Origin of the sequence: Vogesella indigofera (genome assembly GCF_003633895.1) — a bacterium.
Lineage (GTDB): Bacteria > Pseudomonadota > Gammaproteobacteria > Burkholderiales > Chromobacteriaceae > Vogesella > Vogesella indigofera.
In genome coordinates this window covers 56,488-79,221 of the sequence record NZ_RBID01000017.1, presented here as the reverse complement: position 1 = coordinate 79,221, position 22,734 = coordinate 56,488, and the positions used below count along the sequence as shown (strand labels likewise).

The window sequence follows — 22,734 nt, the reverse complement described above, 5'->3', positions numbered from 1 at the left end:
GGGCTCAGGATTGGTAGGGATTTTCCAGGCGCTGCATCATGTCCACCAGGAACGCGCGCACCTGCTGTTCATCGCAGCCCATCAGGATGGCGTCCTCGAACGCGTCCTGCGCCATCTGGCCCAGTTCCTGCAGATTTTCCGTCATCACCTTGATCTTCTCGGTGCAGGACACCACGCTGCCGTCCGGGGCATACCAGGTGGGAAGTTGCAAACTCATGACCGTTTTACCTTGCTGAAAAAGCCTGCAGCCCGCAATCCGGGCTGCAAGCTAAAAAGGGAATGGATAGTCGCCATCCCGAAATGTTCCGTCCGTTCAGTCCGGTTTTTTCTTTTTGCGCGGGTTCTGCTCGCTTTTCTTGCGACTGGCGGTCTTGCGCTCCGCTTCCTGCTCGCGCGCCACCTTGCGCCGTTCGGCGCGGGTACTGCTCCTGCCCTTCTTCTCCGCTGCCGGCTTGTCGGCCGACTTCTTGTCGGTAGTTTTTTTCTCGGCCACTTTCTTCTCGGCCAGCTTTTTCTCCGCTGGCGGCCTGTCGGCCGCGCGCGCCGTCACCGGCTCTTTCCACTCGCTACCGCCACGGTTCACCCGCCGGGCGCCGTTGAAGCGCTGCGACCAGTAGCTGTTGGCCATGTTGACCACCTCCACCGACTTGCCGGTGCGGGGCGAATGGATGAACTTGTTGCCGCCCAGATAGAGGCCGACGTGGGAATACTGGAAACCGCGCGTGTTGTAAAACACCAGATCACCCGGCGCCAGCTCGTCGCGCTCGATCACGCGACCGGCGCGCGCCATCTCGGCCGAAGTGCGCGGCAGGTTGACGCGCAGGGACTTGCGGAATACGTACTGGATGAAACCGGAACAGTCGAGGCCGGTTTCCGGACTGCTGCCGCCAAAACGGTAGGCCACGCCCATCAGGCTCATCGCCTGCAGCAGCAGGTCACCCACGGCTTCTTCGCCAGGCGCGGCAAACTGGGCAATCGGATCGGCGAAAATACCCAGATTCGGCTTGTTGCCCACCCCGGATTCCGGTTCGGCATGGGCAAACGACATAAATCCGGCCAAAATGATGGCAAACAGGTGAAGATGCAATTTCATAGGCTTGCACTGTAACGAAGCGAACCGGCACTGTAAAGCCGTCATAACGGGTCAGAAAAAATGCTCAGAGAAACATTGATAGCCATGCGCGACTTGCCCCGCCTGCGCGAAATCAGCGCGGTGCTGTTCAAGCACGGACTGGGTGAATTCGTGCAGCGCCTGCGGCTGCCGGCGGCGGTGGAAAAGGCCGGCGAGTGGTTCAACCTGCGCCTGCCGGACAGCGCCGACGCCATCCCCGCCCCCATCCGCGTCCGCCTCGCCTTCGAGGAACTGGGCCCCACCTTCATCAAGCTGGGCCAGATCCTGTCTACCCGCGTCGACCTGTTCGCGCCGGAATGGATCAATGAATTCGAAAAGCTGCAAAATACCGTGCCGCCGATACCGGAGGCACTGCTGGCGCCCTACCTGCAACAAGTGCTGGGCGAGGCGCCGGAAACGCTGTTCGCCCGCTTCGACATGGTGCCGATCGGTTCGGCCTCCATCGCGCAGGTGCACCGCGCCACGCTGCACGACGGCAGCGAGGTGGTGGTCAAGCTGCGCCGCCCCGGCATCGTGCAGAAAGTCGATGCCGACTTGCGCATCCTGGAGCATCTGGCCCATCTGATCGAGCTGGAGTTCCCCGACGCGCGCCGTTTCATGCCTTCCGACATCGTGGCGCAGTTTGCCCGCTCGCTGAAGCGCGAGCTGGATCTGGCCGCCGAAGCCCGCAATATGGAGCGCTTTGCCCGCGACTTTGCCGAGGATCCCTATATCCGCATTCCCAAGGTGTACTGGGAGTACACCCGTGCCGATGTCAACGTGCAGGACTTCATCGACGGTTTCAGTGCCTCACCGGTCAGCGCGCTGCCGACGGCAGGGCTGGATCCGTCGCTGCTGGCGCGACGTGGCGCCGACGCGGTGCTGAAGATGATCCTGCTCAACGGCTATTTCCACGCCGACCCGCACCCCGGCAACGTCATCTTCCTGCCGGAAGACCGCATCGCCTTCATCGACTTCGGCATGGTTGGCCGCCTGTCGCACCGTCGCCGCGACGAGATCGTCGACCTGCTGGCGGCGATGGCGCAGCGCGACGAGCACGCGATGATGGGGGTACTGATAGGCTGGACCGGCAGCGTGCCGGTGGACGAGGAGCAGTTTGCCGAGGACATCGGCGAGATTTTCTTCCAGTACGATCACGTGGTGCTGAAAGACCTCAACATGTCGCAGCTGATCAACGACCTGATGGCGCTGATCCGCAACCACGGCATCCTGCTGCCGGCGGACATGGCGATGCTGTTCAAGGCGCTGATCACGCTGGAGGGACTGGGCCGGCAGCTGGAGCCGCAGTTCCAGCTGGTGGAACACCTCACCCCGTTCGTGCGCAAGCTGATCATCGAACGCTACCGTCCGGAGGCACTGCTCAAGCGCGGCCGCGAAACGCTGAGCGACGGCTTCGCCATGCTGGCCAGCCTGCCGCGCGACATCATCCGCATCGGCCGCGACATCAAGCACGGCAAGTTCCGCATCAATCTCGACCTGAAGCGGCTGGAGCAGTTCGGCCACCAGCTGGACAAGAGCGTCAACCGGCTGACGATGGGTATCGTCACCGGCTGTCTGATCATCGGCTCCTCGATCGTGATGACGGTGGATGGCGGCCCGACGCTGTTCGGCTTGCCGCTGTTCGGCTTTCTCGGCTTCATGGTGGCGTTCTTCAACAGCCTGTGGCTGATCTGGTCGATCTGGCTGGCCGGCAAGGAGTTCTAGGCTACTGCTTTGGCATAAATGCAACGTTGGCGCCGGCCATGCAACTTTGAGTTGCATTTGCAAATGAGAATAAATATCATTGTTAGAAATACAGTGAAAGGTCTCATCATGAATGCAATGCTGGTCGGCGCCGATACACTGGGCAATATTCCTGGCGTACTGGACAACTTCGGTATTTCCATCAACAAGCACCTCAGCGGGCGCAACAGCTCGCACCAGCGCAAGGTGGACCGCCTGCCGGCAGGCACCGACTTGCTTATCCTGTTCACCGATTTCCTCGGCCACAACGTGATGAAGCACTTCCGCCAGCTGGCCAACGAGGAGAACATCCGTTTCATCGCCTGCCGCCGCTCGGTGTGCTCGCTGAAGCAGTCGCTGGAATGTGTCGGCCTGTCCGAGCGCTGCGCCAGCTGTCCCAATGCCTGCCACCGCAAGCACTAGGCCCGGAACACGCAGCCAAACAAAACGTCCGGATCGTGACGATCCGGGCGTTTTGTCATGGGCAGTGTGTCAGTCCGCCTGCAGCAGCGCCGACGGGTCGAAACCGACGCGGATCGCGCCCCAGTGCCGGCCGGCGAGCCGGATCGGCAACGCAATCTCCGACAGGATCTCGCCGGTGTCGCGCATATAGGTCTGCAGCAGGAACGGCTGGGTGTTCTTCGCCGACTTGATGCCGGTCGGATCGTTGAAGATGCGCTTGTCGCGGCTGCCGACCAGATCCTGCTGCAGATCGCCGGTCAGCGGCTTGGAATAGAAGCTGTTGTGCGTCGGCGCATAGCCGTTGGTATCGACCAGCAGGCAGAAACGGCCGCCATTGGTCTTTTGCACCACCTGGTCGTAGATCTTCTGCAGTGCCGGTGCCAGCTTGTCGTCGTAGGCGGTATGGAATTTCGCCGGATTGGAGCCGGGAATTGGCTGGTAGCGCTGGTCAAAGATGTTGAGGCCCTCGCCCTGCGCCCGCTCCAGCATTTCCGCCAGGTTATCGCGGGCGTGCCGGGCAACGCCGATCACCGCATCCAGCTCGCCCTCGCCGATCACGAAGCGCGACACCAGCTCCTGCACCTGCTCCGCCGCCACCGACAGCTTCACCGATACGTCTTCCGACTGCGCCAGGTGCGTGGACACCACCGTGCTCAGGCCGTGGATTTCCGAGACATTGCGGTTGACCTGCAGGTTGGTGCCGGCAAACAGCTCCATGGTGCCGGCGATTTCGGTCAGGCCGCTGGCCATGTTTTCAAAATCACTCATCATGCGACCGAAGTGCTGCGAGGAACGATTGACCACGTCCAGCGCCTGCGCGGTATCGGTATTGATGCGCGCGGTCGCCTCCTGGGTGTGCGACACCAGATTGAGCATGCCGTCGATATTGCCGGAGATTTCCTCGGTCGCTACCCGCACCCGCTCCGCCAGCTTGCGCACCTCGTCGGCCACCACCGCAAAACCGCGACCGGATTCGCCTGCGCGTGCCGCCTCGATCGCCGCATTCAGCGCCAGCAGGTTGGTCTGTTCCGAGATGTCCTTGATCAGGTCGACGATGGTCTTGATGCTGGCCGAGCGGTTGTTCAGCTCCACCACGGTGGTGTTGAAGGCACCGACGCGGCCGCTGATCTCGCCTATCCGCGTTGCGGCGTCCTGCAGCTCGGCGTAGGACTCGCGCGCCATCGCCAAGTTGCCGACGGTGGTGGTAGAAATCGACTGCGTTTCGGCCGACACCTGGTTGATGCCGGCGGTGGTCTTGTCGCTGGAATCGCGCACCTGGCTGGCCAGCTCCGCCTGCTGCTTGGCACTGCTCAGCGATTCGCCGATGTTCTTGCGCGTGCGGGTGGAGTCCATGGCGATGCGGATGGTCATGATGCGCACATTGCTGATGATCTCGCGCATCTTCTTCAGGAATTCGTTATAGGACAGCGACAGGTCGCGGATCTCGTCGTAGGTGATGGTCGGGATCTCGCGTGACAGATCGCCCTCGCCGGCACCGATCTCGTGGAAGATGGCGATGATCATCTGCAATGGCCGCACGATCAGGAAGCGCAGATACCAGACCATGAAGGCAATGAACACCAACGACACGCACCAGATGGCGAACGACCAGATCATGGTCTTGTCCAGCAACGAGAAGATCTGCTGGCGGATCGGTTCGGTCAGCTCCTGGCCGCCGACCAGCTGGCGGATGTCGTCCAGTGCCAAGTAAACGTAGGCAATCAGGATCAATTGAAACAGGCTGATGAAGAAAAAGCTGCACAGTTTCTTGGTCAGCGAGTTCCAGAACGATTTTTCCATCAGGTAATAAGTCCGCCAGAACCAATTCATCCTTCATGTCTCCTGTTGCTAGCACGCGTGCCTATCTGCACTTATTGTCGGTCGTTTTTACACTGTTTCTGTAGAAAAATACAGCGGCCATCTTAAATCAAATGACCGTCGTCAAGTGTGCATCGGATCGCTGCCAGCACAGCCAATACTCGTCCGGCGCGAACACCGGCAAGGAGCCGCTCACCGGGGTTTGCTGGTGCAGGGTGAACCAGGGCTGGAACAGTGCCTGCAGCTGGGTCAGCTCGGCGCCGAAGGGCGGACCTTTCAAGGTTGGCCGCAAGAAGAAGTAGCCGGCGAGATAACCGCCCGGCTTCACCAGCCGCGCCATTTTCTCGGCATAGGCCGGCCAGCGCGGTGGCGGCAACGCGCACAGGAAGGCGCGCTCGTACACCCAGTCCCAGCTGCCGTCGACCTCGTCACTGAAAAAATCGGCCTGCCGCACCAGTGGCGCCAGCGGGCCGAGCTGCTCCCGCGCCCGCGCCACCGCCTCGGCGCTGAAGTCGATCGCGGCCACCTGTAAGCCCTGGCACTGCAGGTAGGCGACCTCGTAGCCGCTGCCGCAACCGGGCAGCAACACCGAATGCGCCAGCGGCAGCAGCGTCTGCACCAGCGCGGCGAACCCGGCCGGCAGCTGGCCGCTCTCCCACGGTGTCACCTGCTGCTGGTAACGGCTGTCCCAGAATGAACTCAAGCTGCTGTCCTGCGCCATGCGGCATCCCCCTGCTCCCGATCGAGTCGCTATCTTGCCGCCGATCGGCAGGCGAAGACAAGGAACGCTCAGTTCAACGGCGCGCAGTCGGCATCAAACAGGCAGTCCCAGAACAGGCGCAGCCAGTCATCGCGGTATACCGGCAGCAGATAGCTGCGGCCGTCGTGGGTCAGCAGCGGCACATAGCCGCGACCCTGCCGTTGCTGCGGCCAACCTAGGGTGACCAGCAGCGACGGCGTCAGCGCCAGCGTGGCCTGCTGCTGCGCCGGCAGGATCGCCTGCAGCCGGCCACCGCTCTGCATCGCCATCTGCAGCCAGACCTTGCGCCGTGACAGCTGCGCCTGGATGGCGGCACGCTGACCATCATCAAGCGCCAGCCAGTTGGAGACCTCGGCAAAACTCCGGCCGCAGCCGAAGCAGACCTCGTCGCCAACGGCGGTGGAGCAGACTCCGATACACGGCGTGGCGATCATGATGGCGGCTCCCGGTGACTGAGACGGAGAAAGCGATATTGAGAACAAATGATAAAGGCCACTTGCAAGCAAGTGGCCTTTGAATGATTTTTTGGTCGGAGTGAAAGGATTCGAACCTTCGACCCCTTGCACCCCATGCAAGTGCGCTACCGGGCTGCGCCACACTCCGACTCAAGGCAAAAATTATAAACAGTTATTCAGTCTTTGCCAAGGCTCAGATCCAGCCAGTCCAGGATGGCCTGCAGCTCCTTGCGCACTTCGCCGGCGGTGGCCGGGGCCGGCTGATCGCCTTCCAGGCGCTGGCGGGCACCATGCAGCGTGAAACCGTCGTCGTAGAGCAGGGAACGGATGCGACGCACCAGCAAGACCTCGCGGTGCTGGTAGTAGCGACGGTTGCCGCGGCGCTTGACGTTGCGCAGCTCGGAAAACTCCTGCTCCCAATAGCGCAGTACATGCTGCTTGACGCCGGTCAGCTCGCTGACTTCACCGATGGTGAAATAGCGTTTGGCCGGAATGGCAGGAAGCTCAGCCTTGGGTATTTGCATGATGTTGTTCAACCATTCCCTTGAGTTTCTGACTTGCATGGAAAGTTACCACGCGTCGGGCGGTGATGGGAATCTCTTCGCCGGTTTTCGGGTTACGCCCCGGGCGCTGCGGCTTGTCGCGCAACTGGAAATTACCGAAACCGGACAACTTGACGCTGGTGCCCGTTTCCAGGGTGGAGCGGATTTCTTCAAAGAACGACTCCACCATGTCCTTGGCTTCGCGCTTGTTCAGGCCCACCTTGTCGAACAACAGATCGGCCAACTCGGCTTTGGTCAAAGTCATGACAATTCCTCACTACAACATCAGATAAAACGCCACCCGCCCGGCGGGTGGCCAACAGAAATGAATCAGGCGCGCAGTACGGCACCGGCCGCTTCGGCGGCCGCCAGCATTGCGGCCACCACTTGCTCGACTTCATCGTCGACCAGGGTGCGGTCGGCCGCCTGCAGCACGATGCGGAACGCCAGGCTCTTCTTGCCCTCGTCCACGCCCTTGCCGCGGTAGAGGTCGAACAGTGCCAGCTCGCGCACAGACTCAGGCGCGACTGCCAGCATCGCCTGCTGCAGCGTGGCGGCGCTCACCTCTTCCGCTACCACCAGCGCCAGGTCACGACGCACCGGCTGGAACTTGCTGACCGGCGCCAGCTTGACGCGGCCAACCTGTTCGGCGGCGCAGGCCGCCAGCTCGAACAGCACCGGTGCGTTGGTCAGGCCGTAAGCCTGTACCCACTGCGGGTGCAGCTCGCCCAGCACGCCGACCACGGCGCCATCCAGCAGCACCTCGGCACAACGGCCCGGGTGGAAGGCCGGGTGCGCGGCCTTGCGGTATTCGGCGACGCGCGGATAGAGCAGCGCCTCGACGTCGGCCTTGATGTCGTAGAAATCGACGCGCTCGGCCTTGCTGCCCCACTGCTCGTCGACACGGCTACCGTGCGCCAGGCCGGCGACCACTTCCGGCTGCTGCACGCTGCCGTCGGCTTGTTTGTGGAACACGCGGGCGATCTCGAACACGCGCACACGGCTGTGCTTGCGGTTAAGGTTGGCCGCAAGGGTGTCCACCAGACCGCCGATCAGGCTGGAGCGCATCACACTCATCTGGCTGGCAATCGGGTTGATCAGGCGTACCGGGTTGGTATTGCCGGCGAAATCGCGCTCCCACTTCTCTTCCACGAAGGCGTAGCTGACGATTTCCTGGAAATCGCGGCCGGCCAGCAGGCGGCGCACCTCGCTGCGCACGCGCAGGCCTTCCGGTTGCGGCAGCATGGTTTGCGCGGCGACCGGGGCGTTGGCCGGGATATTGTCGTAGCCATAGACGCGGGCGATTTCCTCGATCAGGTCTTCCTCGATCGCGATATCGAAGCGGAAGCTCGGCGCGCTGACCACGAAGCCGTCGGCGTTCTGCTCGAACGACAGGCCGAGGCGGGTGAAGATGGCGGCGATCTCGTCTGCAGCCAGGGTCACGCCCAGTACCTTGGCAACGCGGGCGGTACGCACCGCCACACTGGCGCGCGCCGGCAGCGCCGACACGGTTTCGGTCAGCGGGCCGGGCTCGCCACCGCAGATGTCCAGCACCAGCGCGGTGGCGCGCTCGATGGCTTCGGTCTGCAGCGCGAAATCCACGCCACGCTCGTAGCGGTAGCTGGAGTCGGAACCGAAACCCAGTGCACGCGCCTTGCCGGCGATGGCTTCCGGCTGGAAGAAGGCACTTTCCAGGAAGATGTCGCGGCTGGCGGTGGTCACGCCGCTGTCGAGGCCGCCCATGATGCCGGCGATGGCCAGCGGCTTGGCGGCATCGGCGATCACCATCAGCTCCGGCGTCAGCTCGATTTCTTTTTCGTTCAGGCACACCAGCTTCTCGCCGGCAGCGGCCATGCGCACGGTAATGCCGCCGTCGATCTTGTCCAGATCAAACGCGTGCATCGGCTGGCCCTGCTCCAGCAGGATGTAGTTGGTGATGTCGACGATGGCGGAGATGGAACGCAGGCCGGAACGCTCCAGGCGGCGCTTCATCCACTCCGGCGTCGGCGCGGCGGCGTTCACGTTCTTCAGCACGCGGCCAACATAGCGGCCGCACGGTGCGTTGTCGGCAATGCTGACCGTCAGCTTGCTGTCGGTTTGCGGTGCCACCGCGGCGATGTCCCAAGCCGTCAGCGCGCTGCCGGTCAGTGCCGCCACTTCGCGGGCAATACCGCGCACCGACAGGCAGTCGGCACGGTTCGGCGTGATCTTCAGCGTGAACAGGCTGTCATCCAGACCCAGATAGTCGCGGATGTTGTGGCCTACCGGCGCGTCGGCCGGCAGCAGCATCAGGCCATCGGCCTCGTCCGGCACGCCCAGCTCCTTGCCGGAGCACAGCATGCCGCCGGACTCCACGCCGCGCATCTTGGTCGGCTTGATCCGGAAATCGCCCGGCAGGATGGCGCCCGGCAGCGCGCACGGCACCTTCACGCCTACGGCCACGTTCGGGGCGCCGCACACGATCTGCACCAGCTCGCCGGTACCGACATCGACCTTGGTCACGCGCAGGCGGTCGGCGTTCTCGTGCTTTTCACATTCTTTCACTTCGCCAATCACCACGCCGCTGAAAGCGGGGGCGGCGGCGTTGACTTCTTCCACTTCCAGGCCGGCCATGGTCAGCAGGTAGGACAGCTGGTCGGTGCTCAGCGACGGGTTAACGCGGCTGCGCAGCCATTGTTCGGAAAATTGCATGATGAGTCTCCGTCGCGATCAGTTGAATTGTTTCAGGAACGTCAGATCGTTCTCGAAGAACAAACGCAGGTCGTTCACGCCGTAACGCAGCATGGCAAAGCGGTCGAGGCCGATACCGAAGGCGAAGCCGGTGTATTTTTCCGGGTCGATGCCGACATTGCGCAGCACGTTCGGGTGCACCATGCCACTACCGCCGACTTCCAGCCAGCGCCCCTGCTCGTCCAGCACGTCGATCTCGGCCGAGGTCTCGGTGAACGGGAAGAAGGACGGACGGAAGCGCACCTGCATGTCGTCACGCTCGAAGAAGCGGCGCAGGAACTCGGTGATGGTGGCCTTCAGGTCGGCGAAGCTCACGTTCTGGTCGATCCACAGGCCTTCCATCTGGTGGAACATCGGCGAGTGGGTAGCGTCGGAATCCACGCGGTACACGCGGCCCGGGGCCACGATCTTGATCGGCGGCTGGTTATCCAGCATGTAGCGCACCTGGATCGGACTGGTATGGGTACGCAACACGTCGCCGCCTTCGACATAGAAGGTGTCCTGCATCGCACGCGCCGGGTGGTTTTCCGGAATGTTCAGCGCCTGGAAGTTGTGGAAGTCGCTTTCGATTTCCGGACCGTCGGCCACTTCAAAGCCCATGGTGGCAAACAGGCCGGTGATACGCTCCAGCGTCAGCGTCACCGGGTGCAGGCCGGCCGGCGAGATGCCACGGCCCGGCAGAGTCACATCCAGCGACTCTGCGGCCAACTGTGCGGCCAGCTTGGCGGCATTGAAGCCGTCGCGCACTTCGTTATGACGGGTCTCGAACGCCTGCTTGGCGGCATTGATGGTTGCGCCGGCACTCTTGCGCTCTTCGGGCGACAGTTTGCCCAGCTGCTTCAGCAGCTCGGTCAGGGCACCGCTTTTACCAAGATAGCGGGCCTTGACCTGTTCCAGTTCAACGAGATCGGCAGCAGCATCGAGTGCCGCCAGACCTTCCTTGAGAATCACGTCAACATTGCTCATGGGTCGCACCAGTATGCGTAAGAAAACTGACCGGAACGGGGCGCGCTCGAGTCAGCCATCTTGGGGAAGATCGAAAAAAAAGGGAGGCATCAGCCTCCCTTTTTAGTATCCAGCGCTTAAGCGAGGGCGGCTTTTGCTTTTTCAACGATTTGAGCAAATGCCGGCTTATCGAACACGGCCAGATCAGCCAGGACCTTACGGTCGATTTCGATCAGCGCTTTCTTCAGGCCGTTCATGAACTTGCTGTATGGCAGGCCGTTTTCACGCGAAGCGGCGTTGATACGAGCAATCCACAGTTGACGGAACTGACGCTTTTTCTGGCGACGGTCGCGGTAGGCGTACTGACCGGCTTTCATCACCGCCTGTTTGGCGATGCGATAGACGTTCTTCCGGCGGCCGCGATAGCCTTTCGCCAGAGCTAAGATTTTCTTGTGACGAGCACGTGCGGTTACACCGCGTTTTACGCGTGGCATGAATTATCTCCTTAAGCGTAGGGCATCATTTTGCGAACGGAAGCCATGTTGGTGCTATCTACCATGGCAGTACCGCGCAATTGACGTTTGGTTTTGGTGGTTTTCTTGGTCAGGATATGACGCTTGAACGCCATAGAGCGCTTGACACCACCGTTGCCCAATACTTTGAGACGCTTCTTCGCGCTCGACTTGGTTTTCATTTTCGGCATGGAATGCTCCTGCTGAATTTTCGTTAGATTAGACCCAGGGTGGCCAAAGGCACTTAAAACCACTGCGTCACGCTTTTGCTGCAGGCCGTTACCGGCCTACAAAATCAACACGGCAGGCGAGCCTGCCGTGAAGAAGTTGATGATTATACCCGATTATTTCTTTTTCGGGGCAATCATCATGACCATTTGGCGGCCTTCCAGTCGCGGGAACTGCTCGACCGTACCCACTTCCGCCAAATCGGCTTCCACGCGCTTGAGCAGCGCGAGACCGATATCCTGGTGAGCCATCTCACGACCACGGAAACGCAGGGTTACCTTGGCTTTGTCACCTTCAGTGAGGAAGCGGATCAGGTTACGCAGCTTGACGTTGTAGTCGCCATCGTCAGTACCCGGACGGAACTTGATTTCCTTGATCTGGATCTGCTTCTGCTTCTGCTTCGCTTCGTGGCGCTTCTTGGACTGCTCGTACTTGTACTTGCCGTAGTCCATCAGCTTGACCACCGGCGGCTGGGCCGTCGGCGAAATTTCCACCAGATCAACGTCGCGTTCTTCCGCCAGCGCCAGACCTTCACGCAGACTGACGATACCGAGCTGCTCGCCTTCTTCTCCTACCAGACGGATCTCGCGGGCGGTAATTTCGCCATTGATCCGTGGTTCGCGTTCCTGAGCTATAGCCAATACTCCTGTAGTTTAGTGATCGTACCCGTAGGCACTCAGACCTGAGCCATCGCGGCTTGCAGGTGGTCGGCAAAGGCTTGCAGAGTCATCTGACCCAGATCCTCGCCGCGAGCACGTACGGCCACCAGCCCGCCCTCTTTTTCCTTGTCGCCGATGACGACCTGGTAAGGGAGCTTCTGCAGGCTGTGCTCGCGGATTTTATAGCCGATCTTTTCGTTTCTCAAGTCAAGATCGACTTTGTAACCCAGTTTACGCAAACTGGTTGCCACATCCGCAGCATAATCGGCCTGTGCGCTGGTGATATTCATCACCACCATCTGCACCGGCGCCAGCCACAGCGGGAAAACACCGGCGTGGTTTTCGATCAGGATGCCGATGAAACGCTCCAGCGAACCCAGAATCGCGCGGTGCAGCATCACCGGACGGGCACGGCCGTTATCCTCGGTGACATACTCGGCGCCGAGACGCTCCGGCAGCACGTAGTCCAGCTGCAGGGTACCGCACTGCCAGGAACGGCCCAGCGCGTCCTTGATGTGATACTCGATCTTCGGACCGTAGAACGCGCCCTCGCCCGGCAGCTCTTCCCACTCCACGCCACAGGCGCGCAGCGCCTCGCGCAGGCCCTCTTCGGCACGATCCCAAGTTTCCAGCGTGCCAGCGTACTTTTCCGGACGCAACGACAGCTTGATCGCCACCTTGTCGAAGCCGAAGCGCTTGTACACCGCCATGGTCAGCTCGTTGAAGGCACGCGCCTCCTCGATGATCTGCTCTTCGGTACAGAAAATGTGGGCATCGTCCTGCACGAAGCCGCGTACACGCATGATGCCGTGCAGCGCGCCGGACGGCTCGTTGCGGTGACAGGCACCGAATTCGGCCAGCCGCATCGGCAGGTCGCGGTAGGAACGCAACCCCTGGTTGAACACCTGCACGTGGCCCGGGCAATTCATCGGCTTCACCGCGTAGTCGCGCTTTTCCGACTCGGTGGTGAACATGCCTTCACGGTAGTTTTCCCAGTGGCCGGACTTTTCCCACAGCACGCGATCCATCACCATCGGGGTGCGGATTTCCTGGTAGCCGGCTTCGGTCAGCGTCTTGCGCATGTACTGTTCGATGCTCTGCCACAGCGCCCAGCCTTTCGGGTGCCAGAACACCATGCCCGGCGCCTCGTCCTGCAGGTGGAACAGGTCCAGCTGGCGACCCAGCTTGCGATGGTCGCGCTTTTCCGCCTCTTCCAGCATGAACAGGTACTGCTCCAGGTCTTCCTTCTTCTGCCAGGCGGTGCCGTAGATACGCTGCAGCATCTCGTTGTTGCTGTCGCCGCGCCAGTAGGCACCGGCCACCTTCATCAGCTTGAACACCTTCAGCTTGCCGGTGGACGGCACGTGCGGACCGCGACACAGGTCGGTGAACTCGCCTTCGCGGTACAGGCTCAGCACCTCACCCTGCGGAATGGACTCGATGATCTCGGCCTTGTACGCCTCGCCGATGCTCTTGAAGTAGGCAATCGCCTCGTCACGCGGCAGCTCGTAGCGCTCGACCGGGATGTCCTTCTTCGCCAACTCGGTCATCTTCTTCTCGATCGCCACCAGGTCTTCCGGCGTGAACGGACGCTTGTAGGCGAAATCGTAGTAAAAGCCGTTTTCGATCTCCGGCCCGATGGTGACCTGCGCCTCCGGGAACAGCTCTTTCACCGCATACGCCAGCAGGTGGGCGGTGGAGTGACGGATGATGGACAGGCCGTCCGCGTCTTTCTCGGTAATGATGGCCAGATCAACGTTGGCCGCAATCAGATAGGAAGTGTCAACCAGTTGGCCGTCCACGCGACCAGCCAGCGCCGCGCGCGCAAGACCGGTACCGATGGACGCAGCCACTTCGTGCACCGTTACCGGCTTGTCGAAGGAACGGATGGAACCGTCGGGCAGGCGAATGTCAGGCATAGCAACTCCAGCTTTAAAGTGAAGGTGGACGACAAAAATCCAAAAAAAAAGTGCGGCTTGAGCCGCACTTTTTGGTTTGCTTGGAGTGTTCCTTTAATTTTAAAGGCCCCCCGTATGGCTCGGTTTTATCGCGAGATACGGGTGGTGGTAGTTCGCTTGAACATTTAATACTCCAAACTGAATTTGGTAGGCACGATCGGATTCGAACCAACGACCCCCACCATGTCAAGGTGGTGCTCTAACCAACTGAGCTACGTGCCTGCAATCAAGGCTGCCGATATTACCAACCGGCGCCGGCAAATGCAAGCCATTTGCGTGCAAAGCTCACCCTCTGGCCGCACACGGGGTGTATACTGCGCGGCTAAATTTCCGATTCCAGCCATTATTATCAAGCACATGCTGAAGTTTACCCTGCACAAGACATCGGGTGGCGCCCGCCGCGGCACCCTGGAACTGAACCACGGCAAGGTCGAGACCCCGGTGTTCCAGCCGGTGGGCACCTACGGCTCGGTGAAGGCGATGAGCCCGCACGAGCTGCACGACATCAAGGCCCAGATCATTCTGGGCAACACCTTCCACCTGTGGCTGCGCCCCGGCCTCGACATCATCGAGAAGTTCGGCGGCCTGCACCAGTTCATCGGCTGGGACAAGCCTATCCTCACCGACTCCGGCGGCTTCCAGGTATTCAGCCTCGGCGCGCTGAACAAGATCACCGAGGAAGGCGTCACCTTCCAGAGCCCGGTCAACGGCGACAAGCTGTTCCTGTCGCCGGAAAAGTCGATGGAAATCCAGAAGGTGCTCAACTCCGACATCGTGATGATCTTCGACGAGTGCACCCCGGGCCAGGTCGACCACGCCACCGCCGCCAAGTCGATGCGCATGAGTCTGCGCTGGGCCGAGCGTTCGCGCCGCGCCTTCGACGAACTGAAGAACCCCAACGCGCTGTTCGGCATCGTGCAGGGCAACCTGTACAAGGACCTGCGCCAGGAATCGCTGGACGGCCTGATGCAGATCGGCTTTGACGGCATCGCCATCGGCGGCCTGTCGGTGGGCGAGCCGAAGCCGGAAATGTACCGCATGCTGACCGAACTCAAGGACATGCTGCCGGCGGAGAAGCCGCACTACCTGATGGGCGTCGGCACCCCGGAAGACCTGGTGCACGGCGTCGCCAACGGCATCGACATGTTCGACTGCGTGATGCCGACGCGCAATGCGCGCAACGGCTGGCTGTTCACGCAGTGGGGCGACCTGAAGATCAAGAACGCGCGCTACAAGGATGACAAGAAGCCGCTGGACGAGCAGTGCGAGTGCTACGCCTGCCGCCACTTCAGCCGCGCCTACCTGCACCACCTGCACCGCACCGGCGAGATTCTCGGCGCCCGCCTCAATACCATCCACAACCTGCACTACTATCAGGTACTGATGCAGGAGATGCGCGACGCCATCGACGCCGACCAGTTTGAAGACTGGAAGGCCGGCTTCCACGAGCGCCGCGCCCGCGGTGTGAACTGACGCGGCCAACTGCTGTCTGTGTAATGTCGTGCCACGCGCCGCCATGCCGCTTGCAAAAGCGGCATCTCGGCACAATGGTTGGAAATCAGCCGCAGCGTGGCTACAATCGGCCACTTGCACACGTAATACCCGCATTCAACTTAAAACAGGGAGACTCAATCGATGTTCAATACTTCCGCCGCCGGCGGCCTCGACCTGATGGGCTTTTTGCCCATGATCGTGATTTTCGTTTTGTTCTGGTTCCTGCTGATCCGTCCGCAACAGAAGAAAATGAAAGAACACCAGAAGATGCTGGCCGAAATCAACAAGGGTGACGAAGTGGCAACTCAAGGTGGCATCGTTGGCCGCGTGACCAAGGCTGGTGACCAGTACCTGGCGATCGAGATTGCCAACGGCGTGGAAATCAATGTCCAGCGTGGCGCCGTTGCCGCCAAGCTGGAAAAAGGCACCATCAAGTCCCTGTAATCCCAATGGGCCGCCCTGGCGGCCCTTTTTCCTGTTACCGCCTCCATGAACCGCTTCCCGATCTGGAAATACCTCGTCATTGCGGTAGTACTGATTGTCTCGACAATCTACACCCTGCCCAATTTCTTTGGCGAAACCCCTGCCGTGCAAATCTCCAGCACCCGCCAATCGGCTACCGTCGATACGGCACTGATGGCGCGGGTGGAGACCGTACTGCAGCAACAGGGCATCAAGCCTGCCGGCCTGTTCCTTGACGGCAACAGCCTGAAAGTGCGCTTCAACGATCCCGATACGCAGATCAAGGCGCGCGACATCATCCAGCAAGCGCTGGGCGACACCTACATCATCGCGTTGAACCTGCTGGCGGCATCGCCGGAATGGCTGAGCAAGCTGCACGCCAACCCGATGTTCCTCGGCCTCGACCTGCGCGGCGGCGTGCACTTCCTGCTGGAAGTCGACATGCAGGCGGCCGTGGACAAGACCATGGAACGCTACGCCGGCGACATCCGCCGCGAGCTGAAAACCGCCAAGATCCGCTACGGCGCCATCAAGCGCACCGGCAACACCGCGCTGGAAGTACAGCTGCGTGACCAGGAAACGCTGAACGCCGCCGCCGACAAGCTGGCGCGCAGCCTGCCGTCGCTGACCTTCAGCAGTGACGACCAGCTGTTCCGCCTTAGCCTCGCGCTGAAGCCGGAAGAGATCACCCGCATCCAGAGCGACGCCGTGTCGCAGAACATCACCACCCTGCACAACCGTGTCAACGAGCTGGGCGTCGCCGAACCGGTGATCCAGCAAGCCGGCCCGAGCCGCATCGTGGTGCAGCTGCCGGGGGTGCAGGACACCGCCAAGGCCAAGGACATCCTCGGCCGTACCGCCACGCTGCAGGTACGCATGGTGGAAGACGATCCGTCGCGCGTCGCCGAAGCGATGGCCGGCAACGTGCCGACCGGCTACGAGCTGCTGGACGAAGCCAGCTCGCAGGGCATCCAGAAGATCCTGCTGAAGAAGGATGTCGAGCTGACCGGCGACAACATCAACTCCGCCCAGCCCGGCTTTGACCAGAATGGCGGCGCCTCGGTGGACATCGGCCTCGACAGCACCGGCGCCGAGATTTTCCGCAGCCTGACCGCAGAAAACATCGGCAAGCGCATGGCGATGGTACTGGTCGAGAAGAACAAGAGCGAAGTGGTGACCGCACCGGTGATCCGCAGTGAAATCGGCGGCGGCCGCGTGCAGATCTCCGGCAGCATGAACCCGGCCGAAGCCAACGACGTGGCCCTGCTGCTGCGCGCCGGCTCGCTGGCGGCCCCGATGAACATCATCGAGGAACGCACCATCGGCCCGAGCCTGGGCAAGGAAAACATCGAGAAGGGCTTCAGCGCCACGCTGTGGGGCTTTGCCGCCATCGCCGTGTTCATGGTGCTGTACTACCGCGTATTCGGCCTGATCTCGGTCGCCTCGCTCGGCGTCAACCTGTTCATGCTGATCGCGCTGCTGTCGATGCTGCAGGCGACGCTGACACTGCCGGGCATCGCCGCGATCGCGCTGACGCTGGGCATGGCCATCGACGCCAACGTGCTGATCAACGAACGCATCCGCGAAGAGCTGCGCAACGGCGTGCCGCCGCAGTCGGCGATCCAGGCCGGTTACGCCCACGCCTGGGCCACCATCCTCGACTCGAACGTGACCACGCTGATCGCCGGTATCGCGCTGCTGGTATTCGGCTCCGGCCCGGTACGCGGCTTTGCCGTGGTGCACTGCCTCGGCATCCTGACCTCGATGTTCTCCGCGGTGCTGGTATCGCGCGGCATCGTCAACCTGTGGTACGGCCGTCGCCGCCGCCTGACTGCCGTGTCCATCGGCCAGGTGTGGAAGCCGGAAACCAAGTAAGGATCAAGAAACATGGAGTTTTTCCGCATCAAACGGGACATCCCGTTCATGAGCTACGGCAAGCTCACCACCGCGATCTCGCTGGTGACCTTCATCCTGGCGGTGTTCTTCCTGTTCAGCAAAGGGCTGAACCTGTCGGTGGAATTCACCGGCGGCACGGTGATGGAAGTGCAGTACCAGCAGCCGGCCAACCTCGCCGACATCCGCCATCGCGTGGAAACGCTGAAAGTGGGCGAAGTGCAGGTGCAGAGCCTGGGCACCAGCCGCGACGTGCTGATCCGCCTGCCGAGCAAGGAAGGCACCAGCTCGGCCAAGCTGTCGGAGCAGGTGATGGGTCTGCTCAAGGCTGGGGACGCCGGCGTGCAGCTGCGTAAGGTCGAGTTCGTCGGCCCCAGCGTGGGCGAAGAACTGGTCAGCCACGGCCTGACCGCGATCCTGCTGGTCTGCCTCGGCATCGTGATCTACCTCGCGCTGCGCTTCGAGTGGCGGCTGGCGGTGTCGGCGATCATCGCCAACATGCACGACGTGGTGATCATCATCGGCTGCTTCGCGCTGTTCCAGTGGGAATTCAGCCTGACGGTACTGGCCGGCGTGCTGGCGGTGCTGGGCTACTCGGTCAACGAATCGGTGGTGGTGTTCGACCGGATCCGCGAGAACTTCCGCAAGCCGGGCATGCGCGGCCGCAGCACCGCAGAAGTGATCGACAACGCGATCACCTCCACCATCAGCCGCACCATGATCACCCACGGCTCCACCGAGACGGTGGTGCTGGCGATGCTGCTGTTCGGTGGCCCGGCACTGCACGGCTTTGCCATGGCGCTGACCATCGGCATCGTGTTCGGCATCTACTCCTCGGTGCTGGTCGCCAGCCCGCTGGCGCTGGCGCTGGGCGTCAAGCGCGAGCACATGATCAAGATCGTGAAGCCGAAAGAAGAAGCGGTGGTCTGACGCGTCGCGCCCCGCACCTGAGCAAGGTTGGCCGCAGGCAATGCGGCCAACCTTTTTTGACGTTTACCTGCCCCGAGTCGCCATGGAACTGATCGCTTTTCTGCTCGATTTCATCCTGCACATCGACGTGCACCTGACCCAGCTGGTCGCCAGCTACGGGCCGTGGATCTACCTGATCCTGTTCCTGATCGTGTTCTGCGAAACCGGGCTGGTGGTGACACCGTTCCTGCCCGGCGATTCGCTGCTGTTCGTCGCCGGCGCCCTCGCCGCGATGGGCGAGATGAACGTGCAGCTGCTGGTAGTGCTGCTGATCGTGGCCGCCATCCTCGGCGACGGCGTCAACTACGCCATCGGCAAACATGTCGGCATGCGGCTGTTTGCCCGCTTTCCGCGACTGCTGAAACCGCAATACCTGGACAAGACCCACGCCTTCTACGAGCGCCACGGCGGCAAGACCATCATCTTCGCCCGTTTCGTGCCGATCGTGCGCACCTTCGCCCCCTTCGTCGCCGGCATCGGGCGCATGGATTACCGCCACTTCCTCAGCTACAACGTGATCGGTGCCGTGCTGTGGGTGGCCGGTTTCAGCTACGCCGGCTACTTCTTCGGCAACCTGCCCTTCGTGCGCAAGAACCTGGAATACCTGATCTTCGGCATCATCATCGTGTCGATGCTGCCGGGTATCATCGAAGTGATCCGCCACCGCCGCGCCGCCGGCAAGGCGTGACTTTTTCCTGCCACAGCCAACACGGCAACAAGCCCGCCCCACACGGCTGAGCCGGTCTTGCGGCTGCTTGCCGTGGCTGCTGTGGCAAACAAGGTTTTGACACCATGAAACGCATCCAGAAACTGCCCGACCACCTCGTCAACCAGATCGCCGCCGGCGAGGTGGTGGAGCGGCCGGCGTCGGCACTGAAGGAAATCCTGGAAAACAGCCTCGACGCCGGCGCCGACCGCATCAGCGTCGACCTGGCGCAGGGCGGCATCAAGCTGATCCGCGTCACCGACAACGGTGGCGGTATCGCCACCGCCGACCTGGCGCTGGCGCTGGACCGCCACGCCACCAGCAAGATCGGCAGCCTCGACGACCTGGAAAACGTCGCCACCCTCGGCTTTCGCGGCGAAGGGCTGGCCAGCGTCGCCTCGGTGTCGCGGCTGACGCTGACCAGCCGCCCGCACGACGCCGAGCACGCGCACCAGATCGTCGCCATCGACGGTACGCTGCACCCGGTGGAGCCGGCCGCGCACGCGCCCGGCACCAGCGTCGAAATCGTCGACCTCTATTTCAACACCCCGGCGCGGCGCAAATTCCTGAAGAGCGAGAACACCGAGTACGCGCACTGCGAGGCCACCTTCGAGCGCATCGCGCTGGCGCACCCGCAGGTCGAATTCATCCTGCGCCACAACGGCAAGGTGGTGTGGCGCCTGCCGCAACAGAGCCTGGCCGAGCGCGTCGGCGCGCTGCTGGGCAAGGATTTCGTCGAAGCCTCGCTGCCGGTCGACACCGGCGCCGCCGGCCTGACGCTCACCGGCTTCGTCGCCAGCCCGACCTACTCCAAGGCCAGCCGCGACGCGCAGTACTTCTACGTCAACGGCCGCTTCGTGCGCGACAAGATCGCGCAGCACGCGCTGCGCCAGGCCTACCGCGACGTGCTGCACCACGACCGCCACCCGGCCTACGCACTGTTCTTCACGCTGGACCCGGCCAACGTCGACGTCAACGTGCACCCGACCAAGATCGAGGTGCGCTTCCGCGAAAGCCAGGGCATCCACCAGTTCCTGTTCCACAGCATCCACAAGGCGCTGGCCAGCACCACCGCCGGCGCCAGCCCGGCGGTGACGCTGGACGATGGCCAGCCGGCAGGCAATGACATTGCCGGTGCGGCCAACGTTGGCCGCAACGAAGACACGCTCGCCGCCTTCGGCACCGCCGCCGCGCGCGCTGGCGACAGCCCGCAGCGGATGCCGTTCCAGCAGCCGCGCTACGAACAGCAGGCGATGCCGCTGCACGTGGCACGCGAGGCGATCGGCGGCTACCAGCGCCAGTTTGCCGGGCTGCGCGAGGAAGAGCGCGGCCTGACACCGGCCGTCACCGACACGCCGGCCGGCAGCACGACGATTAGCAGCCCAACGGCCGGCAGCCCAATAGCCGGCAGCACTTTGGCCGCGCCGCTGTCTGCGGCCAAGCTTGCCGCGCTGCCCGACGCCAGCGACGGCATCCCGCCGCTCGGTTTCGCGCTGGCGCAGTTGCACGGCGTCTACATCCTCAGCCAGTGCGAGGACGGCCTGATCGTCGTCGACATGCACGCCGCGCACGAGCGCATCGTCTACGAACGGCTGAAAAATGCATTAGAAGAAGACACGATCCCGATGCAGCCCTTGCTGCTGCCGGTGTCGTTCGCCGCCGACCGCTTCGAGGTCGCCACCGCGCACGAACACGGCGCCGAGATGCAGCGCCTCGGCATCGACCTGGCGCCGCTGTCGCCGACGCAGATCGCGGTGCGCGGCGTGCCGGTGTGGCTGCAGGATGGTAACCCGGTGGAACTGGCGCGCGCGGTGCTGAAGGATGTGCGCGAGATCGGCCTCAGCCAGGTGCTGACCGAGCGCCGCAACGAGCTCTTGGCCACCATGGCCTGCCACGGCGCGGTGCGCGCCAACCGCCAGCTGACGCTGACCGAGATGAACGCGCTGCTGCGCGACATGGAGGCCACCGAGCGCTCCGGACAGTGCAATCACGGCCGGCCAACGTGGTCGCGGCTGTCGATGCGCGATCTGGACAATCTTTTCATGCGCGGCCGCTAAGGCGCGCGCTCACGGAGTCCCCATGCTGCAACGTCGCGATCTGCCCGCCCTCAGCGCCGGCTTTGTCACCGTCCTCGTCGGCTACACCAGCTCGGCGGCGATCATCTTCGAGGCGGCACGCAGCGCCGGCGCCAGCCAGGCGATGATCGCCTCGTGGCTGATGGCGCTGGGCATCGCGATGGGCATCACCTGCATCGGGCTGTCGCTGCGCTACAAGGTGCCGGTGGTGACCGCGTGGTCGACGCCGGGCGCGGCGCTGCTGATCACCTCGCTCTCCGGCGTCAGCATGCCGGAGGCCATCGGCGCCTTCGTGTTCTCGGCGGCGCTGATCGTGCTCGCCGGCGTCACCGGCTGGTTCGAGAAGGCGCTCAACCGCATCCCGCTGCCGATGGCGGCGGCGATGCTGGCCGGCATCCTGGTCAAGTTCGGCATCAACGTGTTCGGCGCGATGCAGACCCAGCTCGAGCTAGTGCTGGCGATGTTCGTCGCCTACCTGCTGGCCAAGCGCCTGCTGCCGCGCTACGCCATCGTGCTGGTGCTGCTGCTCGGCTGCGCCATCGCCGCGACACAGGGCCTGCTGCAGCTGGGCGAGGTCACGCTGACGCTGGCCACGCCGCTGTGGACCACGCCGCAGTTCAACCCCGGCGTGCTGCTGGGCGTCGGCCTGCCGCTGTTCATGGTCACCATGGCGTCGCAGAACATCCCCGGGGTCGCCACCCTGCACGCCAACGGCTACCGGCCGCCGATCTCGGCGCTGATGACCGGCACCGGAGTGGTCAACCTGCTGCTGGCGCCGTTCGGCTGCTTCGCGGTGAATCTGGCGGCGATCACCGCCGCGCTGTGCATGGGCCGCGACGCGCACGAAGACCCGGCGCGACGCTATCTGGCCAGCGTGGCGGCGGGCGCGTTCTATCTGCTGCTGGGGATTTTCGGCGCCACCGTCGGCGCGCTGTTCGCAGCGTTTCCCAAGGCACTGGTGCTGGCCATCGCCGGGCTGGCGCTGTTCGGCACCATCGCCGGCGGCCTCGCCACCGCGATGAAGGACGACGCGATGCGCGAGCCGGCGCTGATCACCTTCCTGATTACCGCCTCCGGCGTGTCGCTGGCCGGCATCGGCTCCGCGTTCTGGGGGCTGGCGGGCGGCGTACTGGCGCTGCTGATCCTCAACGCGCGGCGCAAGGCCTGAGCCGCTAGCGCCTCAAGTGCGGGACAGGGCGAACACGGTGGGGG

The 22,734-nt window shown here is 62.8% G+C and carries 22 protein-coding genes and 2 tRNA genes; 9 read left to right on the top strand and 15 right to left on the bottom strand.

Annotated elements, in window-relative coordinates; genetic code table 11:
- Nucleotides 1–4: 4 nt before the first annotated feature.
- A complete protein-coding gene (locus tag C8E02_RS13595; protein ID WP_047967896.1) occupies nt 5–217 on the bottom strand; it encodes a hypothetical protein in 213 nt (70 codons plus the stop codon).
- A gap of 96 nt (nt 218–313) precedes the next feature.
- A complete protein-coding gene (locus C8E02_RS13590) occupies nt 314–1,093 on the bottom strand; it encodes a C40 family peptidase (protein WP_120811491.1) in 780 nt (259 codons plus the stop codon).
- An 84-nt stretch (nt 1,094–1,177) separates the two neighbouring features.
- Between C8E02_RS13590 and C8E02_RS13585 the strand changes: the two genes are divergently transcribed.
- Together C8E02_RS13585 and C8E02_RS13580 are read left to right on the top strand one after the other, a co-directional pair.
- A complete protein-coding gene (locus C8E02_RS13585; protein ID WP_342766780.1) occupies nt 1,178–2,836 on the top strand; it encodes an ABC1 kinase family protein in 1,659 nt (552 codons plus the stop codon).
- A gap of 108 nt (nt 2,837–2,944) precedes the next feature.
- A complete protein-coding gene (locus C8E02_RS13580) occupies nt 2,945–3,277 on the top strand; it encodes a DUF2325 domain-containing protein (protein WP_047967893.1) in 333 nt (110 codons plus the stop codon).
- A gap of 69 nt (nt 3,278–3,346) precedes the next feature.
- On the opposite strand, the gene C8E02_RS13575 is transcribed toward C8E02_RS13580, so the two are convergent.
- From C8E02_RS13575 to C8E02_RS13515, 13 genes are all read right to left on the bottom strand, one after another.
- Complete coding sequence (locus C8E02_RS13575; RefSeq protein WP_120811488.1) at nt 3,347–5,146, bottom strand: methyl-accepting chemotaxis protein; 1,800 nt, start codon at nt 5,144–5,146, stop codon at nt 3,347–3,349.
- 97 nt (nt 5,147–5,243) lie between these two features.
- Nucleotides 5,244–5,837, bottom strand: coding sequence for a methyltransferase domain-containing protein (locus C8E02_RS13570; RefSeq protein WP_245961152.1), 594 nt, complete (start codon nt 5,835–5,837; stop codon nt 5,244–5,246).
- Between the two features lie 86 nt (nt 5,838–5,923).
- Nucleotides 5,924–6,328 (bottom strand): DUF1289 domain-containing protein, encoded by a 405-nt coding sequence (locus C8E02_RS13565; protein ID WP_120811483.1) that lies wholly within the window; start codon nt 6,326–6,328, stop codon nt 5,924–5,926.
- Between the two features lie 92 nt (nt 6,329–6,420).
- A tRNA-Pro gene (locus tag C8E02_RS13560) sits at nt 6,421–6,497 on the bottom strand.
- A 28-nt stretch (nt 6,498–6,525) separates the two neighbouring features.
- Nucleotides 6,526–6,873, bottom strand: a complete 348-nt coding sequence (locus tag C8E02_RS13555) for a MerR family transcriptional regulator (protein WP_047967889.1) — start codon at nt 6,871–6,873, stop codon at nt 6,526–6,528.
- Nucleotides 6,854–7,156 (bottom strand): integration host factor subunit alpha, encoded by a 303-nt coding sequence (locus tag C8E02_RS13550; RefSeq protein WP_047967888.1) that lies wholly within the window; start codon nt 7,154–7,156, stop codon nt 6,854–6,856. Before C8E02_RS13550 ends, C8E02_RS13555 begins: the two co-directional genes overlap by 20 nt.
- Nucleotides 7,157–7,221: 65 nt before the next feature.
- On the bottom strand, nt 7,222–9,582 hold the full coding sequence (gene pheT, locus C8E02_RS13545; RefSeq protein ID WP_120811481.1) for a phenylalanine--tRNA ligase subunit beta: 2,361 nt from the start codon (nt 9,580–9,582) through the stop codon (nt 7,222–7,224).
- Nucleotides 9,583–9,600: 18 nt separating this feature from the next.
- Entirely contained in the window at nt 9,601–10,587 is a 987-nt protein-coding gene (pheS, locus tag C8E02_RS13540; RefSeq protein ID WP_120811479.1) for a phenylalanine--tRNA ligase subunit alpha, read from the bottom strand.
- 116 nt (nt 10,588–10,703) lie between these two features.
- Nucleotides 10,704–11,060, bottom strand: a complete 357-nt coding sequence (gene rplT, locus C8E02_RS13535) for a 50S ribosomal protein L20 (protein WP_047967885.1) — start codon at nt 11,058–11,060, stop codon at nt 10,704–10,706.
- Nucleotides 11,061–11,071: 11 nt separating this feature from the next.
- Nucleotides 11,072–11,269 (bottom strand): 50S ribosomal protein L35, encoded by a 198-nt coding sequence (gene rpmI / locus C8E02_RS13530; RefSeq protein ID WP_047967884.1) that lies wholly within the window; start codon nt 11,267–11,269, stop codon nt 11,072–11,074.
- 153 nt (nt 11,270–11,422) lie between these two features.
- Nucleotides 11,423–11,947, bottom strand: coding sequence for a translation initiation factor IF-3 (gene infC / locus C8E02_RS13525; RefSeq protein WP_082133798.1), 525 nt, complete (start codon nt 11,945–11,947; stop codon nt 11,423–11,425).
- Between the two features lie 35 nt (nt 11,948–11,982).
- Nucleotides 11,983–13,884, bottom strand: a complete 1,902-nt coding sequence (thrS, locus tag C8E02_RS13520) for a threonine--tRNA ligase (RefSeq protein ID WP_047967883.1) — start codon at nt 13,882–13,884, stop codon at nt 11,983–11,985.
- A 184-nt stretch (nt 13,885–14,068) separates the two neighbouring features.
- Nucleotides 14,069–14,145 (bottom strand) — tRNA-Val (locus C8E02_RS13515).
- Between the two features lie 135 nt (nt 14,146–14,280).
- On the opposite strand from C8E02_RS13515, the gene tgt reads away from it, so the two are divergent.
- The 7 genes from tgt (at nt 14,281) to C8E02_RS13480 (ending at nt 22,690) form a co-directional block, all read left to right on the top strand.
- Nucleotides 14,281–15,396, top strand: a complete 1,116-nt coding sequence (gene tgt, locus C8E02_RS13510; protein ID WP_170152169.1) for a tRNA guanosine(34) transglycosylase Tgt — start codon at nt 14,281–14,283, stop codon at nt 15,394–15,396.
- Nucleotides 15,397–15,558: 162 nt separating this feature from the next.
- Nucleotides 15,559–15,861 (top strand): preprotein translocase subunit YajC, encoded by a 303-nt coding sequence (gene yajC / locus C8E02_RS13505; protein WP_120811475.1) that lies wholly within the window; start codon nt 15,559–15,561, stop codon nt 15,859–15,861.
- A gap of 45 nt (nt 15,862–15,906) precedes the next feature.
- A complete protein-coding gene (gene secD, locus C8E02_RS13500; protein ID WP_047967880.1) occupies nt 15,907–17,754 on the top strand; it encodes a protein translocase subunit SecD in 1,848 nt (615 codons plus the stop codon).
- 12 nt (nt 17,755–17,766) lie between these two features.
- Complete coding sequence (gene secF / locus C8E02_RS13495; protein ID WP_120811473.1) at nt 17,767–18,702, top strand: protein translocase subunit SecF; 936 nt, start codon at nt 17,767–17,769, stop codon at nt 18,700–18,702.
- A gap of 88 nt (nt 18,703–18,790) precedes the next feature.
- Nucleotides 18,791–19,429 carry a DedA family protein gene (locus C8E02_RS13490; protein ID WP_202902783.1) on the top strand — a complete coding sequence of 213 codons (639 nt, stop codon included), beginning with the start codon at nt 18,791–18,793 and terminating at the stop codon, nt 19,427–19,429.
- A 104-nt stretch (nt 19,430–19,533) separates the two neighbouring features.
- Entirely contained in the window at nt 19,534–21,504 is a 1,971-nt protein-coding gene (gene mutL, locus C8E02_RS13485; protein WP_120811470.1) for a DNA mismatch repair endonuclease MutL, read from the top strand.
- Between the two features lie 22 nt (nt 21,505–21,526).
- A complete protein-coding gene (locus C8E02_RS13480; RefSeq protein ID WP_120811468.1) occupies nt 21,527–22,690 on the top strand; it encodes a benzoate/H(+) symporter BenE family transporter in 1,164 nt (387 codons plus the stop codon).
- Nucleotides 22,691–22,734 lie beyond the last annotated feature (44 nt).